Source organism: Streptomyces sp. NPDC052023 (assembly GCF_044548465.1).
Lineage (GTDB): Bacteria > Actinomycetota > Actinomycetes > Streptomycetales > Streptomycetaceae > Streptomyces.
This window is the reverse complement of record NZ_JBIUBW010000026.1, coordinates 41,341-57,041: the sequence shown is the minus strand read 5'-3', so window position 1 is coordinate 57,041 and position 15,701 is coordinate 41,341. Positions and strand designations below refer to the sequence as shown.

At 72.1% G+C, this 15,701-nt stretch carries 13 protein-coding genes; 8 read left to right on the top strand and 5 right to left on the bottom strand.

Annotated features, from left to right (window positions below; all coding sequences use genetic code 11):
- Positions 1 to 10: 10 nt before the first annotated feature.
- Entirely contained in the window at positions 11 to 1,471 is a 1,461-nt protein-coding gene (locus tag ACIHCM_RS33775) for a sensor histidine kinase (RefSeq protein WP_399904560.1), read from the bottom strand.
- Entirely contained in the window at positions 1,468 to 2,133 is a 666-nt protein-coding gene (locus ACIHCM_RS33770; protein ID WP_399904557.1) for a response regulator transcription factor, read from the bottom strand. Before ACIHCM_RS33770 ends, ACIHCM_RS33775 begins: the two co-directional genes overlap by 4 nt.
- A gap of 134 nt (positions 2,134 to 2,267) precedes the next feature.
- Here ACIHCM_RS33770 and ACIHCM_RS33765 point away from each other — a divergent pair, with 134 nt between their 5' ends.
- Positions 2,268 to 3,035 (top strand): PepSY domain-containing protein, encoded by a 768-nt coding sequence (locus ACIHCM_RS33765; protein ID WP_399904554.1) that lies wholly within the window; start codon positions 2,268 to 2,270, stop codon positions 3,033 to 3,035.
- A gap of 137 nt (positions 3,036 to 3,172) precedes the next feature.
- Here the strand turns inward: ACIHCM_RS33765 and meaB are convergent, their stop codons facing one another.
- Together meaB and ACIHCM_RS33755 are read right to left on the bottom strand one after the other, a co-directional pair.
- On the bottom strand, positions 3,173 to 4,132 hold the full coding sequence (gene meaB / locus ACIHCM_RS33760) for a methylmalonyl Co-A mutase-associated GTPase MeaB (RefSeq protein WP_399904550.1): 960 nt from the start codon (positions 4,130 to 4,132) through the stop codon (positions 3,173 to 3,175).
- Between the two features lie 51 nt (positions 4,133 to 4,183).
- Entirely contained in the window at positions 4,184 to 5,389 is a 1,206-nt protein-coding gene (locus ACIHCM_RS33755; protein WP_399904547.1) for an acetyl-CoA C-acetyltransferase, read from the bottom strand.
- 149 nt (positions 5,390 to 5,538) lie between these two features.
- On the opposite strand from ACIHCM_RS33755, the gene mce reads away from it, so the two are divergent.
- From mce to ACIHCM_RS33720, 7 genes are all read left to right on the top strand, one after another.
- Positions 5,539 to 5,979, top strand: coding sequence for a methylmalonyl-CoA epimerase (gene mce, locus ACIHCM_RS33750; RefSeq protein WP_399904544.1), 441 nt, complete (start codon positions 5,539 to 5,541; stop codon positions 5,977 to 5,979).
- A 234-nt stretch (positions 5,980 to 6,213) separates the two neighbouring features.
- Entirely contained in the window at positions 6,214 to 10,062 is a 3,849-nt protein-coding gene (gene scy / locus ACIHCM_RS33745; RefSeq protein ID WP_399904541.1) for a polarized growth protein Scy, read from the top strand.
- 196 nt (positions 10,063 to 10,258) lie between these two features.
- A complete protein-coding gene (locus tag ACIHCM_RS33740; protein WP_399904538.1) occupies positions 10,259 to 11,194 on the top strand; it encodes a cellulose-binding protein in 936 nt (311 codons plus the stop codon).
- A gap of 85 nt (positions 11,195 to 11,279) precedes the next feature.
- On the top strand, positions 11,280 to 12,230 hold the full coding sequence (locus ACIHCM_RS33735) for an ABC transporter ATP-binding protein (protein WP_399904536.1): 951 nt from the start codon (positions 11,280 to 11,282) through the stop codon (positions 12,228 to 12,230).
- Position 12,231: 1 nt separating this feature from the next.
- The gene (locus tag ACIHCM_RS33730) at positions 12,232 to 13,002 is read left to right on the top strand and encodes an ABC transporter permease subunit (protein WP_399904533.1); all 771 of its coding nucleotides are present in this window, start codon (positions 12,232 to 12,234) and stop codon (positions 13,000 to 13,002) included.
- Positions 13,003 to 13,126: 124 nt separating this feature from the next.
- A complete protein-coding gene (locus ACIHCM_RS33725) occupies positions 13,127 to 14,392 on the top strand; it encodes an ABC transporter ATP-binding protein (protein ID WP_399904531.1) in 1,266 nt (421 codons plus the stop codon).
- Positions 14,389 to 15,243, top strand: a complete 855-nt coding sequence (locus tag ACIHCM_RS33720; protein WP_399904529.1) for an ABC transporter permease — start codon at positions 14,389 to 14,391, stop codon at positions 15,241 to 15,243. The genes ACIHCM_RS33725 and ACIHCM_RS33720 overlap by 4 nt, the downstream gene beginning before the upstream one ends.
- A 66-nt stretch (positions 15,244 to 15,309) precedes the next feature.
- Here the strand turns inward: ACIHCM_RS33720 and ACIHCM_RS33715 are convergent, their stop codons facing one another.
- The gene (locus tag ACIHCM_RS33715) at positions 15,310 to 15,651 is read right to left on the bottom strand and encodes an ATP/GTP-binding protein (protein ID WP_399904526.1); all 342 of its coding nucleotides are present in this window, start codon (positions 15,649 to 15,651) and stop codon (positions 15,310 to 15,312) included.
- Between the last annotated feature and the right edge of the window lie 50 nt (positions 15,652 to 15,701).

Here is a 15,701-nt window from a genome sequence, read left to right as displayed (position 1 = left end):
CCAGGAGGCCCTAGGCGAGCGGCAGGCGGAGTTCGAACCGGGCTCCGCCTGCCGGCGCGTCATGGACCGTGAGAGAGCCGCCGTGCCGGGCGGCGACGTCGCGGGCGATGGCGAGGCCGAGACCCGCGCCGCCCTCGTCCCGGCTGCGCGCGTCGTCCAGCCGTACGAACCGCTCGAAGATCCGCTCCCGGTCCGCCGGGGATACGCCGTCCCCGTCGTCCTCGACCTGGACGACCGCCCGGTCCCCGTCCGGCCGGACGGCCACGGTGACCGCCGCACGCGCGTGCCGCTGGGCGTTGTCCAGCAGATTGGCCAGCACCCGCCCCAGTTGCCCACGCGATCCGGCCACTTCGAGGGAGTCCGCCTCCACCGACACCCCCTGGCGGCCCGAGGCCTGCTCACGGGCGAGCTCGGCGAGGTCGACCCGCGCGCCGGTGGGCCGCTCCCCCGCGTCCAGCCGTGCGAGCAGCAGCAGATCCGCGGCGAGTCTTTGCAGTCGTACGGTGTCCTCGACCGCGCCGTCCAGGTCCAGCAACTCCGGATGCGCGGCGGCCACTTCGAGCTGGGTGCGCAACGAGGCGATGGGGCTGCGCAGCTCGTGCGAGGCGTCGGCGACGAAACGCCGCTGGCGTTCCACCGAGCTCTCCAGCGCGGCCAGCGTCTCGTTGGTGGTCCGGGCCAGCCGGGCGACCTCGTCGTGGGTGCCCGGTTCGGGGACCCGCCGGGAGAGGTCCTCGGAGGCGGTGATCTCCGCCATCTCGCTGCGGATCCCCTCCACCGGGCGCAGGGCGCGTCCGGTCACGAGCCAGGTCACCCCCGCCACCACGCCGAGCAGCAGTGGGAAGCCGATCAGCATCACGGTCTGCGCGGTGCTCACGGCGTTCTGCTCGGCGGCCAGCGGACCGCCCGCGTACACGGTGTAGGTGCCCTGGCCGGGGACCTCGACCCGCACCTCGGCGAACCGGTAGTCCGCCTGCTCGCCGTCGATGGTCGCTGAGCCGTCCGTGAGGGACGCCTCCTCGGCGATCTCGCCCGGCTGGAGGGTGGCTCCCGCGACGTCGTCGGAATCGTCGGAATCATCGGATGGGCCGGAGTCGTCCCCGTCGTCGTCACCGGAACCGGCGCCCGGTTCCCGCGTCGGTGGCGTCTGCGGCCGCGGCCTTACGGCGTCGGTGCCCGTGCCGCTGATGTGCTCCAGGTCCTCGCTGGCCGCGACCAGGGTGCCGTCCTCGGCGACGACCTGGACGGGGCGGTCGTCGTCGTCCAGGGACAGCCTGCCGGCGCGCTTGCCGCCGGCCAGGTCGGCCGCGACCGCCCGCGCGGAGCGCTCCGCCTCGGTGCCGGCCTGCTCGGTCAGGTTGGAGTAGAGGGACAGCAGTACGGCCGCGCCCGCGGCGACCAGCGCCACGGCGACGACGAGGGTGGCACCGAGCGTGGCCCGCGCCCGCACGGAACCGAACAGGCGTCTCATCGCGGCGCCTCCAGCCGGTATCCGGCGCCCCGGACCGTCCGGATCAGCCCGGCGCCCAGCTTGCGCCGCAGCGCACTGACGTACACCTCGACGATGTTCGGATCGCCCTCGTACGCGAAGTCCCAGACGTGCTCGAGGATCTCCGCCTTGGAGACCACCTCGCCGGCCCGCACCGCGAGCTGCTCCAGCACGGAGAACTCCTTGGCGGTCAGGGCGATCTCGTCGTCGTCCCGGGTCACCCGGCGGGCGGCGGTGTCGACGCGCAGCGGGCCGACCGCGAGGACCGGCGAGGCCCCGTGCTGGCCACGGCGGCGCAGCAGGGCCCGGACACGGGCGACCAGGACGACGTACGAGAACGGCTTGGTCAGATAGTCGTCGGCGCCCGTGTCCAGACCCTCCGCCTCGTCGTACTCCCCGTCCTTGGCGGTGAGCATCAGGATCGGTACGTCGTTGCCGGCGGCGCGCAGGGTGGAGCAGACCCGGTAGCCGTTCATGCCGGGCAGCATGATGTCGAGGACGATCAGGTCGTACGGCGACTCGGCCGCCCGGTGCAGGCCCTCCAGGCCGTCGTGCACGACGTCCACCGCGTAACCCTCTGCCGTCAGGCCCTTGGCCAGGGACAGCGCGAGACGTCTCTCGTCCTCCACGATCAGCAGCCGCATGCCCCCAGGGTCCCAAACGGAACCTGAAGCGATCTTCAGGCGGCTTCAGCGTGGCTTCAGGGGGCGGACGGCAGCGTGGTGGACGTCGGAACGACAAGCCCGATCCGGGCGCACCCAATCCGGGGAGGAATCCCATGAAGCGCAACATCGCCATCGCCGCCGTGGTCGCGACCGCCGTGATCGGCGGTGGTACGACACTGGCGTTCGCGGGCAGCGGCGGCGAAACGCCGGGTACGCCGAAGGCCCCCGCGTCCGCCGACGCGGTGCACGCCGGTCAGCGCGACGACGACGGCGACGACCGGGACGACGACGGTGCCGGCGCGCGGGGCGCGAACCCGAAGGTGACGGCCGCGCAGGCCGTCGAGGCGGCGCTGAAGGCTCAGCCGGGTACGGCGGTGTCGGTGGACCTCGACACGGACGACGACAGCGACGACGGCGACGACCGGCGGGGCTGGGAGGTCGAGGTGCTCGGCCAGGGCACGACCTCGTACACGGTGCACGTGGACCCGGCGTCGGGGAAGGTGCTCGGCACCTCGGCCGACCGTGACGACGACCAGGACGACGACCGGGACGACCGGGCCGCGCTGAAGGGCGCCCAGGTCACCGCGGTGGAGGCGGCGAACGCCGCGTCCGCGAAGGGGTTCGTCACCTCGGTCGACCTCGATGACGACGACCGGGCGGCGTCGTGGGGCGTGGAGACCCGCGGCACCGACGGCAAGCACGACGACTGGAACGTCGACCTGAAGTCGGGGAAGGTCACGGCGGACCGGGACGACGACAGCGGAGACGGCCGGAGTGACGACCAGGCCGACGACCGTGCGGACGACAAGTCCGGCGACCGGGGCGACGACGGCGCGGACGACCACGCCGGCGACCAGGGTGACGACCGCGCGGACGACTGACCGTCCGTGGGGCGGGCGTCCTCCGGGGGGGCCGCCCCCGGAGGACGCCCGCCTACGGCCCTGAACGGGCCTCGTCCTCAGGCGCCGGACGGGCCGTGGGCCCGGGCCGGCCTGGAGACGCCCGCCCGGCCCTGCGCTCACGCCCCGTCCGTCACCCCCGCCACCAGTTCGTCCGCCGCCCGGTAGGGGTCCAGCTCGCCGGCCACTATCCGCTCCGCCAGCGCGCTGAGGCGGCGGTCGCCGTGCAGGTCCGCGATGCGTTCGCGCAGGGCCGTGACCGCGATGGTCTCGACCTCGCGGGAGGCCCGGGACCGGCGGCGCTCCGTCAGGACGCCGCGTTCCTCCATCCAGGCGCGGTGCTTCTCCAGCGCCTCCACGACCTCGTCGACTCCCTCACCCCGTGCCGCGACCGTCTTGACGATCGGTGGGCGCCAGTCGCCGGGTGCGCGGGATTCGCCGAGGCCGAGCATGTGGTTCAGCTCGCGGGCCGTGGCGTCGGCGCCGTCGCGGTCCGCCTTGTTGACGACGTAGACGTCGCCGATCTCCAGGATTCCGGCCTTGGCCGCCTGGATGCCGTCGCCCATGCCGGGCGCGAGGAGGACGACGGAGGTGTCGGCCTGCGAGGCGATCTCCACCTCCGACTGGCCCACGCCCACCGTCTCGACCAGGACCACGTCGCAGCCCGCCGCGTCCAGTACGCGGATCGCCTGCGGCGCGGCCCAGGCGAGGCCGCCGAGGTGGCCGCGGGTGGCCATGGAACGGATGTAGACGCCGGGGTCGGAGGCGTGCTCCGACATCCGGACCCGGTCACCCAGCAGGGCGCCCCCGGAGAAGGGGGACGACGGGTCGACCGCGAGGACGCCGACCCGCTTGCCCTGCTTGCGGTACGCCGTCACCAGCGCCGACGTCGAGGTGGACTTCCCGACGCCCGGGGAGCCGGTGAGGCCGACCACGTACGCCCCGCCGGTCAGCGGGGCCAGCGCCTCCATGACCTCCCTGAGCTGTGGGGACGCCCCCTCCACCAGGGAGATGAGGCGGGCCACGGCACGCGGCCGGCCCTCCCTCGCCTGGGCCACCAGCGTGGGGACGTCCTGCATCACAGCTCCGTTCAGATCACCGACTCGACAGACCGACAGACCTACGTCCGTTCAGGACTTCGGTACCCGCACGATCAGCGCGTCACCCTGGCCGCCGCCACCGCACAGCGCGGCCGCGCCGACCCCGCCGCCGCGCCGCTTCAGCTCCAGCGCCAGGTGGAGTACGAGACGGGCGCCGGACATCCCGATCGGGTGACCCAGCGCGATGGCCCCTCCGTTGACATTCACCATTTCGGTGGACACCCCGAGGTCCTTCATCGACTGCACGGCGACCGCGGCGAAGGCCTCGTTGATCTCGATCAGGTCGAGGTCCGAGACCTCCATGCCCTCCTTCTTCAGGGCGTGCCGGATGGCGTTGGACGGCTGGGACTGGAGCGAGTTGTCGGGGCCGGCGACATTGCCGTGCGCGCCGATCTCCGCGATCCACTCCAGGCCGAGCTCCTCGGCCTTGGCCTTGCTCATCACCACGACCGCGGCCGCGCCGTCCGAGATCTGCGAGGACGAGCCCGCGGTGATCGTGCCGTCCTTGGCGAACGCCGGGCGCAGCTTGCCCAGCGACTCGGCGGTGGTGTCGCCCCGGATGCCCTCGTCCTGGCTGAAGAGGACCGGCTCGCCCTTGCGCTGCGGGATCTCGACCGGGGTGATCTCGGCCTCGAAGACGCCGTTCTTCTGTGCGGCGGCGGCGCGCTGGTGGGACAGCGCGGCGATCTCGTCCTGCTCCGGGCGGGCGATGCCGAGCCGGGTGTTGTGCCTCTCCGTCGACTCGCCCATCGCGATGTTCTCGAAGGAGTCGGTCAGGCCGTCGTGGGCCATCGCGTCGAGCATCTGCACGGCGCCGTACTTGTAGCCCTCGCGGGACTTCGGCAGCAGATGGGGGGCGTTCGTCATGGACTCCTGGCCGCCCGCCACGACCACGTCGAACTCGCCGGCGCGGATGAGCTGGTCGGCGAGGGCGATGGCGTCGAGGCCGGAGAGGCACACCTTGTTGATGGTCAGCGCCGGGACGCTCATCGGGATGCCGGCCTTGACCGCGGCCTGGCGTGCCGGGATCTGCCCCGCCCCGGCCTGGAGCACCTGGCCCATGATCACGTACTGCACCTGGTCGCCGCCGATACCCGCACGGTCGAGGGCGGCCTTGATCGCGAAGCCGCCGAGGTCGGCTCCGGAGAAGGACTTCAGCGAACCGAGCAGCCGACCCATCGGGGTGCGGGCACCCGCGACGATGACGGACGTCGAGCCGTTCTTTGCAGAAGACATGAGCTGCGATCCCCTTCCGGCCTGCACTGGCCGAGGAGTGAACGAGGGTTTACTTCGAATGTACTGAGCGGTACTCCACCCCGTCATCGGGCCGTCGGTGTGATCGCGCGCACGTTGCGTAACCACCTCCGGAGCGCTGCACTGAATCCATGCTGACGCGAATCGACCACATCGGGATCGCCTGCCACGACCTCGACGCGACCGTCGAGTTCTACCGGAACACCTACGGCTTCGAGGTGTTCCACACCGAGATCAACGAGGAGCAGGGCGTACGCGAGGCCATGCTCAAGATCAACGATACGTCCGACGGCGGTTCCTCGTACCTGCAGCTCCTGGAGCCGACCCGGGAGGACTCCACCGTCGCGAAGTGGCTCGCCAAGAACGGCGAGGGCGTGCACCACATCGCCTTCGGTACGGCGGATGTCGACGGGGACGCGGCCGCGATCAAGGACAAGGGCGTACGCGTTCTGTACGAGGAGCCCCGGCGCGGCTCCATGGGGTCACGGATCACCTTCCTGCACCCCAAGGATTGTCACGGTGTACTGACAGAACTGGTCACATCGGCGCCTGTTGAGTCACCTGAGCACTGATGCTCGTACATAGGGGCCGGTAGGGTTGGGGGCGGTCGTCGCTTCCAGACGGGCGACCGGGTCCTGTCGCCTGTGACGGCAGGACCGCCGGGGTCCGGGTTTCGGGGGACGAGCGTCGGGGCAGCAGCCCATGCTCCGTCGTTGATCTGACACCATTCCCCGGGGGCCCCGTTCGGCGGATGGACGGAGCTCGTTTGGAGAGACTTGCGACCAGGGGACGGATGGGACCGCGCAGTGCGGGGCTACGAGAGCCAGGAGCGAGAGCCGGCGGCTGACGTCGATCACCTCACTCGGTTCGAAGCCGAGATGAAACGGCTGAGGACCGAGCGGGAAAAGGCCATCCAGCACGCCGAGGACCTCGGCTACCAGGTCGAGGTGCTGCGCGCCAAGCTGCACGAGGCGCGGCGCACGCTCATGACGCGGCCTGCCTATGACAGCGCCGACATCGGCTACCAGGCCGAGCAGTTGCTGCGCAATGCCCAGATGCAGGCGGACCAGATCCGGGCGGACGCCGACCGGGAGCTGAGTCAGGCCCGGGCGCAGACCCAGCGGATCCTCCAGGAGCACGCCGAGCAGGCGGCCCGGCTCCAGGCCGAGCTGCACGCCGAGGCCGTCTCCCGCCGGCAGCAGCTCGACCAAGAGCTCGCCGAGCGCCGCCAGACCGTAGAGTCCCACGTCAACGAGAACGTGGCCTGGGCCGAGCAGCTGCGTTCCCGCACCGAGCAGCAGGCCCGGCGCCTGCTGGAGGAGTCCAGGACCGAGGCCGAGCAGGCCATGGCCGCCGCGCGTGCGGAGGCCGAGCGGCTGACCGCCGAGGCCCGCCAGCGTCTGCAGAGCGAGGCCGAGGCCGCCCGCGCGGAGGCCGAGCAACTGCTGCGCCGGGCCCGTACGGATGCCGAGCGGCTGCTGAACGCCGCCTCGACGCAGGCCCAGGAGGCCACCGAGCACGCCGAGCAGCTGCGGACGTCGACCGTCTCGGAGTCCGACGCGGCCCGTCGCCAGGCCGCCGAGCTCAGCCGGGCCGCCGAGGCACGGATGACCGAGGCCGAGGAGGCGCTGCGCAAAGCGCAGTCCGAGGCGGAGAAGCTGGTCACCGAGGCCAAGGAGGCCGCGGCCAGGGCCCTCTCCGGCGCCGAGGCGGCGAACGAGACGCGCACGCGCACCGCCAAGGAGCAGGTCGCCCGGCTCGTCAGCGAGGCGACCAAGGAGGCGGAGGCCACCAAGGCGGAGGCCGAGCAGGTCGTCGCGGACGCCCGCGCCGAGGCCGAGAAGATCGTCGCGGAGGCGGGCGAGAAGGCCCGTTCGGCCACCGCCGAGGAGACCGCGAGCCAGCTGTCCAAGGCGGCGAGGACCGCCGAGGAGGTGCTCAACAAGGCGTCGGAGGACGCGAAGAAGACCACCAGGGCGGCCACCGAGGAGGCCGAGCGCATCCGCCGCGAGGCGGAGACCGAGGCGGACCGGCTGCGCGCCGAGGCGCACGACATCGCCGAGCAGCTCAAGGGCGCGGCGAAGGACGACACCAAGGAGTACCGCGCCAAGACCGTCGAGCTCCAGGAGGAGGCACGGCGGCTGCGGGGCGAGGCCGAGCAGCTGCGCGCCGAGGCGGTCGACGAGGGCGAGAAGATCCGCGCGGAGGCCCGCAAGCAGGCCGTGGCGCAGATCGAGGAGGCGGCCAGGACCGCCGAGGAGCTGCTCGCCAAGGCGAAGGCCGACGCCGACGAGCTGCGGCAGAGCGCGACCACCGACAGCGAGAAGGTCCGCACCGAGGCGATCGAGCGCGCGACCACGCTGCGCCGGCAGGCCGAGGAGACGCTGGAGCGCACCCGCAACGAGGCCGAGCGGCACCGCGCGGAGGTCCTGGAGCAGTCCGAGGGCATCCGCAACGACGCCGAGCAGGCCGCTCGGGAGCTGCGCGAGGAGACCGAGCGGGCCGTGGAGGCCCGCCGCACGGAGGCCGCCGAGGAGCTGACGCGGCTGCACACGGAGGCGGAGACCCGGCTCGCCGCCGCCGAGCAGGCGCTGACCGACGCCCGCGAGGAGGCCGAGCGGATCCGCCGCGAGGCCGCTGAGGAGGGCGAGCGGCTGCGCGCCGAGTCGGCCGAGCGGATCCGCACGCTGCGTGCACAGGCCGAGGCGGAGGCCGAACGGCTGCGCACCGAGGCGGCGTCCGACGCGTCCGCCTCCCGGGCCGAGGGCGAGGCCGTCGCCGTACGTCTGCGCTCGGAGGCCGCTTCGGAGGCCGAGCGGCTGAAGTCGGACGCGCAGGACACCGCCGACCGGGTGCGGGCCGAGGCGCAGGCCGCGGCCGAGCGGCTGGCGCAGGAGGCCTCCGAGACGCTGGCCGCCGCGCAGGAGGAGGCCGCCCGGCGCCGCCGCGAGGCCGAGGAACTCCTCGGCGCGGCCCGCCAGGAGGCCGACCAGGAGCGCGAGCGGGCTCGCGAGCAGAGCGAGGAGCTGCTGGCCTCGGCGCGCAAGCGCGTGGAAGAGGCGCAGACGGAGGCCGTACGCCTGGTGGAGGAGGCCGACCGGCGCGCCACCGAGATGGTGTCGGCGGCGGAGCTCCACGCCCAGCAGGTGCGCGACTCGGTCACCGGGCTGCACGAGCAGGCGCACGAGGAGATCGCCGGACTGCGCAACGCCGCGGAGCACGCGGCGGACCGCACCCGCCGGGAGGCGCAGGAGGAGGCGGACCGGGTCCGGGCCGACGCCTACGCCGAGCGGGAGCGCGCCACCGAGGACGCGGGCCGGGTCCGGCGGGAGGCGAACGAGGAGTCGGAGGCCGCCAAGGCGCTGGCCGAGCGCACCATGACGGAGGCGATCGCCGAGGCCGAGCGGCTGCGCGCCGAAGCGGCCGAGCACGCCCAGCGGCTGCGCACCGAGGCGTCGGACGCGATCGCCGAGGCCGACCAGGCGGCGGCACGCACGCGTGCGGACGCCCGCGAGGACGCCAACCGCATCCGGTCGGACGCCGCGACGCAGGTGGACACCCTCATCACCGAGGCGCGCAACGAGGCCGAGCGGCTGCAGTCGGAGACCGTCGCCGAGGCCGAGCGGGTACGCACCGAGGCGCTCACGAAGGCCGAGAAGCTGGTCGGGGACGCGAGCGGCGAGGCGGAGCGGCTGCGGGCCGAGGCCGCGGCGACGGTCGGGTCGGCGCAGCAGCACGCCGAGCGGATCCGCACCGAGGCCGAGCGGGTCAGGGCGGAGGCCGCCCAGGAGGCGGAGCGGGTCACGACTGCGGCGCGCGAGGAGGCCGAACGCACGCTGGACGAGGCGCGCAAGGACGCCAACAAGCGGCGTTCCGAGGCGGCCGAGCAGGTCGACACGCTCATCACGGAGACCACCGCCGAGGCCGACAAGCTGCTCACCGAGGCGCAGCAGCAGGCGCTGAAGACGACAGCGGACGCCGAGGCGCAGGCCGACACCATGGTGGGCGCGGCCCGCAAGGAGGCCGACCGGCTGGTGTCCGAGGCCACGGTCGAGGGCAACGGGCGGGTGGAGAAGGCCCGTACGGACGCCGACGAACTGCTCGTCGGCGCGCGCCGGGACGCGACCGCCATAAGGGAGCGGGCGGAGGAGCTGCGGGCGCGGATCACCGCGGAGATCGAGGAGTTGCACGAGCGCGCCCGCCGGGAGGCCGCCGAGACCATGAAGTCGACCGGCGACCGCTGCGACGCGCTCATCAAGGCCGCCGAGGAGCAGCTCGCCAAGGCGCAGGCGAAGGCCAAGGAGCTGGTGTCGGAGGCCAACTCCGAGGCCGGCAAGGTGCGCATCGCCGCCGTCAAGAAGGCGGAGGGCCTGCTGAAGGAGGCCGAGCAGAAGAAGTCGGCGCTCGTGAAGGAGGCCGAGGAGCTGAAGGCCGAGGCGATCCAGGAGGCCAAGCGCACGGTCGAGGAGGGCCAGCGCGAGCTGGAGGTCCTGGTGCGCCGCCGCGAGGACATCAACGCCGAGATCTCCCGCGTGCAGGACGTGCTGGAGGCGCTGGAGTCCTTTGAGACGCCGTCAGCGGGCAAGGACGGCACGGTCAAGGCCGGCGCGACGGTCGGTGCCCCCCGATCGGGTGGCAAGTCGCCGGAAGGCTAGCCTCCGAGGGGCGATTCTGGTGCGTTCCGGGTGCTTTGACCAAGACTTTGACTTGTCCTTTGGCAAGCACTCCTGCGGTTAGCCACTCAAAAGGGGTGTCATTCTCCAGATCAAACACGCATCCGCTCGATGACACACCGCTTCGGCCCCTAGGATTCCACCTATCACCTCACCGGTCTCATTCGACAGGAACCCCATGAGCGACACTTCCCCCTACGGCTTCGAGCTTGTGCGGCGTGGGTACGACCGCGCTCAGGTGGACGAACGTATCTCCAAGCTCGTCTCCGACCGTGACAGCGCTCTCTCCCGCATCACCGCTCTGGAAAAGCGCATCGAGGAGCTCCACCTCGAGACGCAGAACGCCCAGGCCGCCGTCACCGACGCCGAGCCGTCGTACGCCGGTCTCGGCGCGCGTGTCGAGAAGATCCTCCGCCTCGCCGAGGAAGAGGCCAAGGACCTGCGCGAGGAGGCCCGGCGCGCGGCCGAGCAGCACCGCGAACTCGCCGAGTCGGCGGCCCAGCAGGTGCGCAACGACGCCGAGTCGTTCGCGGCGGAGCGCAAGGCCAAGGCCGAGGACGAGGGCGTCCGGATCGTCGAGAAGGCCAAGAGCGAAGCCTCCCAGCTGCGCGCCGAGGCGCAGAAGGACGCGCAGTCCAAGCGCGAGGAGGCGGACGCGCTCTTCGAGGAGACCCGTGCGAAGGCCGCGCAGGCCGCCGCCGACTTCGAGACGAACCTCGCCAAGCGCCGCGAGCAGTCCGAGCGTGACCTTGCGTCCCGTCAGGCCAAGGCCGAGAAGCGCCTCGCCGAGATCGAGCACCGCGCCGAGCAGCTGCGCCTGGAGGCCGAGAAGCTGCGCACCGACGCCGAGCGCCGCGCCCGCCAGACGGTGGAGACGGCTCAGCGCCAGGCCGAGGACATCGTGGCCGACGCCAACGCCAAGGCCGACCGCATCCGTTCGGAATCCGAGCGCGAGCTGGCCGCCCTCACCAACCGCCGCGACTCGATCAACGCCCAGCTGACGAACGTGCGCGAGATGCTCGCCACGCTCACCGGCGCCGCGGTGGCCGCGGCCGGTACGCCCGCCGAGGACGAGCCGGTCTCCCGGGGAGTGCCCGCGCAGCAGTCCCGGTAACCACCCGGCATACAGCTGCTGAACACCTGCGGAGCCCTCTGCCACTGAGGTGGCAGAGGGCTTTGTGCCGTTTTAGCGTGGCCGCATGATCGAGCTGACCGGGCTGACCAAGCGGTACGGCGAGAAGGTGGCGGTGAACCAGCTGACCTTCGCCGTCAGACCGGGCATCGTCACCGGCTTCCTCGGTCCCAACGGCGCGGGCAAGTCCACCACCATGCGCATGATTCTGGGCCTGGACCATCCGACCGCCGGCGACGTGCGGATCGACGGCAAGCACTACGACCAGCTCAAGGACCCGATGAGGTACATCGGCGCCCTGCTCGACGCCAAGGCCGTGCACGGCGGCCGCTCCGCCTACCACCATCTGCTGTGCCTGGCCCAGGCCAACGGCATCCCCAGCCGGCGGGTGCACGAGGTGCTCGACACCGTCGGCCTCACCGCGGTCGCGAGGAAGAAGGCCAAGGGCTTCTCCCTGGGCATGGGGCAGCGGCTCGGCATCGCGGGCGCGCTGCTCGGCGACCCGCGGATCCTGATGTTCGACGAGCCGGTCAACGGGCTCGACCCCGAGGGCATCCACTGGATCCGCACGCTGATGAAGACGCTGGCCGCCCAGGGCCGCACGGTCTTCGTCTCCTCCCACCTGATGAGCGAGATGGCGCTGACGGCCGATCATCTCGTCGTGATCGGCCAGGGCCGGCTGCTCGCGGACCTGTCCATGGCCGACTTCATCGCGCGGAACTCGCGCAGTTGTGTCCGGATCCGCACCCCGCAGCGGGAGAGGCTCCTCGATGTGCTGCACGGCGCCGGGCTGACGGTGGTGGAGACCGGCAGCGGGGCCTTCGAGGTGGACGCCGCCAAACCGGAGCGGATCGGGGAACTGGCGGCACAGCACCAGATCGTGCTGCACGAGCTGAGCACCCAGCAGGCCTCGCTGGAGGAGGCGTTCATGCGGCTGACGGCGGAGTCGGTGGAGTACCACGCGCACTCCGACTCGGCGGCCGGGCAGCAGTGGGGCGACGGCTGGAGGAAGGACTGACATGGCGGCGACCCAGGTCATCCGGTCGGAGTGGACGAAGATCCGCTCCGTCGCGTCCACGGTGTGGACGCTGTCCCTCGCCGTGGTCGTCACGATCGCGCTCGGCATGCTGATCTCGGCACTGTCGAGGAGCGAGTTCGAGAAGATGGACGAGGCCGGCCGGCTCTCCTTCGACCCGACGTTCATCAGCTTCGCGGGCATGAGCCTCGGTCAGCTGGCGATGATCGTCTTCGGGGTGCTCGTCGTGTCGAACGAATACAGCTCCGGCATGATCCGCACCTCGCTGGCCGCCGTGCCGCAGCGCGGCACCTTCCTGTTCAGCAAGATCGCCGTCGCGACGCTGCTCGCCCTGGCCGTCGGCATGGCCACCAGCTTCGCCGCCTTCTTCCTCGGGCAGGCCATGCTGGGCGACCTGCGGGCGGACCTCGGCGACCAGGGGGTGCTGCGCGCGGTGATCGGCGGCGGGCTGTACATGACCCTCATCGCGATGTTCTCGATGGGCGTCGCCGCGATGCTGCGCTCGCCGATGCTGTCGCTGGGCATCCTGATGCCGTTCTTCTTCCTGATCTCCAACATCCTCGGCAACGTCTCGGCGACGAAGAAGCTCGGCCGGTACCTGCCCGACCAGGCCGGCAGCAAGATCATGCAGGTGGTGCCCCCGGTGGGGGACGACAGTCCGTACGGCCCCTGGGGCGGGCTGGGGATCATGGTGCTGTGGGTGATCGCGGCGCTGATCGGCGGTTACGTGCTGCTGAAGCGGCGGGACGCGTAGCGACCCCTGAGGTTCGCCCCGTTTTTTACCCGGACTTGGAGGGAACCGTCAGCGCCTCGGTATCCTCCTAACCCTTACGGGGGCGTGTGCCCCGCTGTCCTGAACCATTCGATGGGTGCGGAGCATGATCGAGGCAGACGGCCTGACCAAGCGCTACGGTGACAAGACCGCGGTGTACAACCTTTCCTTCCAGGTGCGGCCCGGTGCCGTCACCGGCTTCCTCGGGCCGAACGGCTCGGGCAAGTCGACGACGATGCGGATGATCCTCGGGCTGGACAATCCGACGGCGGGGAAGGTGACCATCGGCGGCTTCCCCTACCGCAAGCTGCCGAACGCGCCCCGTCATGTCGGCGCCCTGCTGGACGCCAAGGCGGTGCACGGCGGCCGGACCGCCCGCAACCACCTGCTGTCCCTGGCCCAGCTGTCCGGCATCCCGGCCCGGCGGGTCGACGAGGTGCTCGGCGTGGTCGGCCTGCAGGACGTGGCCAAGCGGCGCTCCAAGGGCTTCTCCCTCGGCATGGGCCAGCGGCTCGGCATCGCCGCCGCACTGCTCGGCGACCCGCAGGTGCTGCTCTTCGACGAGCCGGTCAACGGCCTCGACCCCGAGGGCATCCTCTGGGTGCGGAACCTGATGAAGGCGCTCGCGGCGGAGGGCCGTACCGTCTTCGTCTCCTCGCACCTGATGAGCGAGATGGCGCTGACCGCCGACCACCTCATCGTCATCGGGCGTGGGCAGTTGCTCGCCGACATGAGCGTGCGGGACTTCATCGCGGCCAACTCCGCGGGCTTCGCGCGCGTGCGCACGCCCGACACCGAGCCCCAGCAGCGCGAGAAGCTGTCCTCGGCGCTCGCCGAGGCGGGCGCCCATGTGCTGCCCGAGCAGGACGGCGCGCTGCGGGTGACCGGCCTGCCGCTGCCGCGGATCAGCGACATCGCGCACGAGACCGATGTCCGGCTGTGGGAGCTGTCGCCGCACCAGGCCTCGCTCGAGGAGGCGTACATGCGGATGACCCAGGCCGCCGTCGACTACCGCTCGACGGTCGACCAGCGGGCCGGGCTTCAGCAGCCGTCGCCGCAGGGCGCGCAGCCGCCGATGCCGGTGCCGGGCCAGGGCCAGCCGGGCTGGTACGCCCCGCCGCCGCCCCAGCAGGGCGGGCAGCCCTTCGCGATGCCGCCGGGGCCGTACGGCGCTCCCTCGGCCCCCGGCGCGGGCCCGCAGAACCCGTACGCCCAGCAGGCGCCGCAGGCGGCCGCACAGGCCGCCCCGCAGCCGTACGCCGCCCAATCCGCGACGCCGGGGCAGCCCCCGGCTGCCGCGCCCGCCGCCCAGCCGCCCGCCTCCTCCCCCGCCGCCCCCTCCCACGAGACCAAGCCCGAGGACGCCCGATGAGCACGCCCCAGCCCCCCATGCCGCAGGCCGCGCCCGGCGCGCAGTACTCCGGTTACACCTCGCCGATCCCGGTCGTCCGCACCCATCTCGGGCACGCGCTCGCCTCGGAGTGGACGAAGATCAAGTCGGTGCGCTCCACGATGTGGACGCTGGGTGTGTTCATCCTGCTGGTCGTCGGCATCGGGCTGCTCGCCGGAGCGCTGGTCGCGGCGAACACCTCCACGGAGTCGGAGCTCGGCGGGGAGTCCGCGCTGTCCCTCGGCTTCTTCGGGCTGCTGCTCGGCAGCATGTGCATCATCACGCTGGGCGTGCTGACCACCGCCTCCGAGTACGGCACCGGCATGATCCGGACGACGATGACGGCGTGCCCGCCGCGTTCGCGGGTGCTCGTGGCGAAGGCGATCGTGTTCTTCTCGCTCGCCTTCGTGGTCACGCTCGTCGCCGCCGGCCTCGTCGCCTTCGTCCAGGTCGGCATGGTGAGCGCCGCCAGGGAGCCCGTGGGCGAGGAGTGGCTGAAGGGCACGGTCGGCGTCTCGCTGTACATCGCGCTGCTCGGACTGCTCTCGCTCCTCGTCGGCTCGATCGTCCGGCACTCGGCGGGCGCCATCACCATCATGATCGCGGCGGTGCTGGCCCCGCTGGTCATCGCGATGTTCATGTTCGCGTCCTCGCTGGAGGACGTCCGCCAGGCCCTGTTCGAGTACTCCATCCCGAACCAGCTGAGCATCTTCTACGCCAACTCGCTGACCGAGTCCGGCCCGTCCGGCTGGGACCCGCTGTGGATCATGCTCGGTGTGACGGCCGCCGCGTTCGCCGGCGCCTACGCCCTGCTGGAGAAGCGGGACGTGTAGGACGGCGGGCGGCTCCGGGTGCCGTACGGCGCCCGGAACGACCCCTGGAACACAGGACCGAGTCCGCTAGAACTTCGGCGCGTTACGGGGCCGCTGCACCCGCGTGGTGCGGCGGTCCCGCGCGTTCCAGCACGCCTTGTGCCAGTGCCGGCGGTCGTCCACGCCCGCGTGCTCCGGCCAGGCCACCACATGCGGTACGGCGGACGGAATCAGCTGGTCGCAGCCGGGGCAGCGGTACGTCTTGCCCTCGGAGCTGGCCCCCGCCACATGGCGCACGCTCCAGTCCTCGCCCTGCCAGTCCTGCGAGGTCTGCCAGCCCCCGTAGCGGCCGCGGGGGTCGTCCTCGGAGCTCCGGCCGGACGAGCCGGCGGCCTGGGGACCCTTCGGGCGGTTGCGACGCGGGGACACGGGACACCTCACGGAGCTATACAGGAACCGGGTCATGTCCAGCCTACGCG

Excerpts from the sequence above, each read along its gene's own strand:
- ACIHCM_RS33720 (WP_399904529.1), top strand. The coding sequence starts at position 14,389 with ATGAGCACGCCCCAGCCCCCCATGCCGCAGGCCGCGCCCGGCGCGCAG.
- mce (WP_399904544.1), top strand. The coding sequence starts at position 5,539 with ATGCTGACGCGAATCGACCACATCGGGATCGCCTGCCACGACCTCGAC.
- meaB (WP_399904550.1), bottom strand. The coding sequence starts at position 4,132 with ATGCAGGACGTCCCCACGCTGGTGGCCCAGGCGAGGGAGGGCCGGCCG.
- ACIHCM_RS33765 (WP_399904554.1), top strand. The coding sequence starts at position 2,268 with ATGAAGCGCAACATCGCCATCGCCGCCGTGGTCGCGACCGCCGTGATC.
- ACIHCM_RS33725 (WP_399904531.1), top strand. The coding sequence starts at position 13,127 with ATGATCGAGGCAGACGGCCTGACCAAGCGCTACGGTGACAAGACCGCG.
- ACIHCM_RS33770 (WP_399904557.1), bottom strand. The coding sequence starts at position 2,133 with ATGCGGCTGCTGATCGTGGAGGACGAGAGACGTCTCGCGCTGTCCCTG.
- ACIHCM_RS33775 (WP_399904560.1), bottom strand. The coding sequence starts at position 1,471 with ATGAGACGCCTGTTCGGTTCCGTGCGGGCGCGGGCCACGCTCGGTGCC.
- ACIHCM_RS33755 (WP_399904547.1), bottom strand. The coding sequence starts at position 5,389 with ATGTCTTCTGCAAAGAACGGCTCGACGTCCGTCATCGTCGCGGGTGCC.
- ACIHCM_RS33730 (WP_399904533.1), top strand. The coding sequence starts at position 12,232 with ATGGCGGCGACCCAGGTCATCCGGTCGGAGTGGACGAAGATCCGCTCC.
- ACIHCM_RS33740 (WP_399904538.1), top strand. The coding sequence starts at position 10,259 with ATGAGCGACACTTCCCCCTACGGCTTCGAGCTTGTGCGGCGTGGGTAC.
- ACIHCM_RS33735 (WP_399904536.1), top strand. The coding sequence starts at position 11,280 with ATGATCGAGCTGACCGGGCTGACCAAGCGGTACGGCGAGAAGGTGGCG.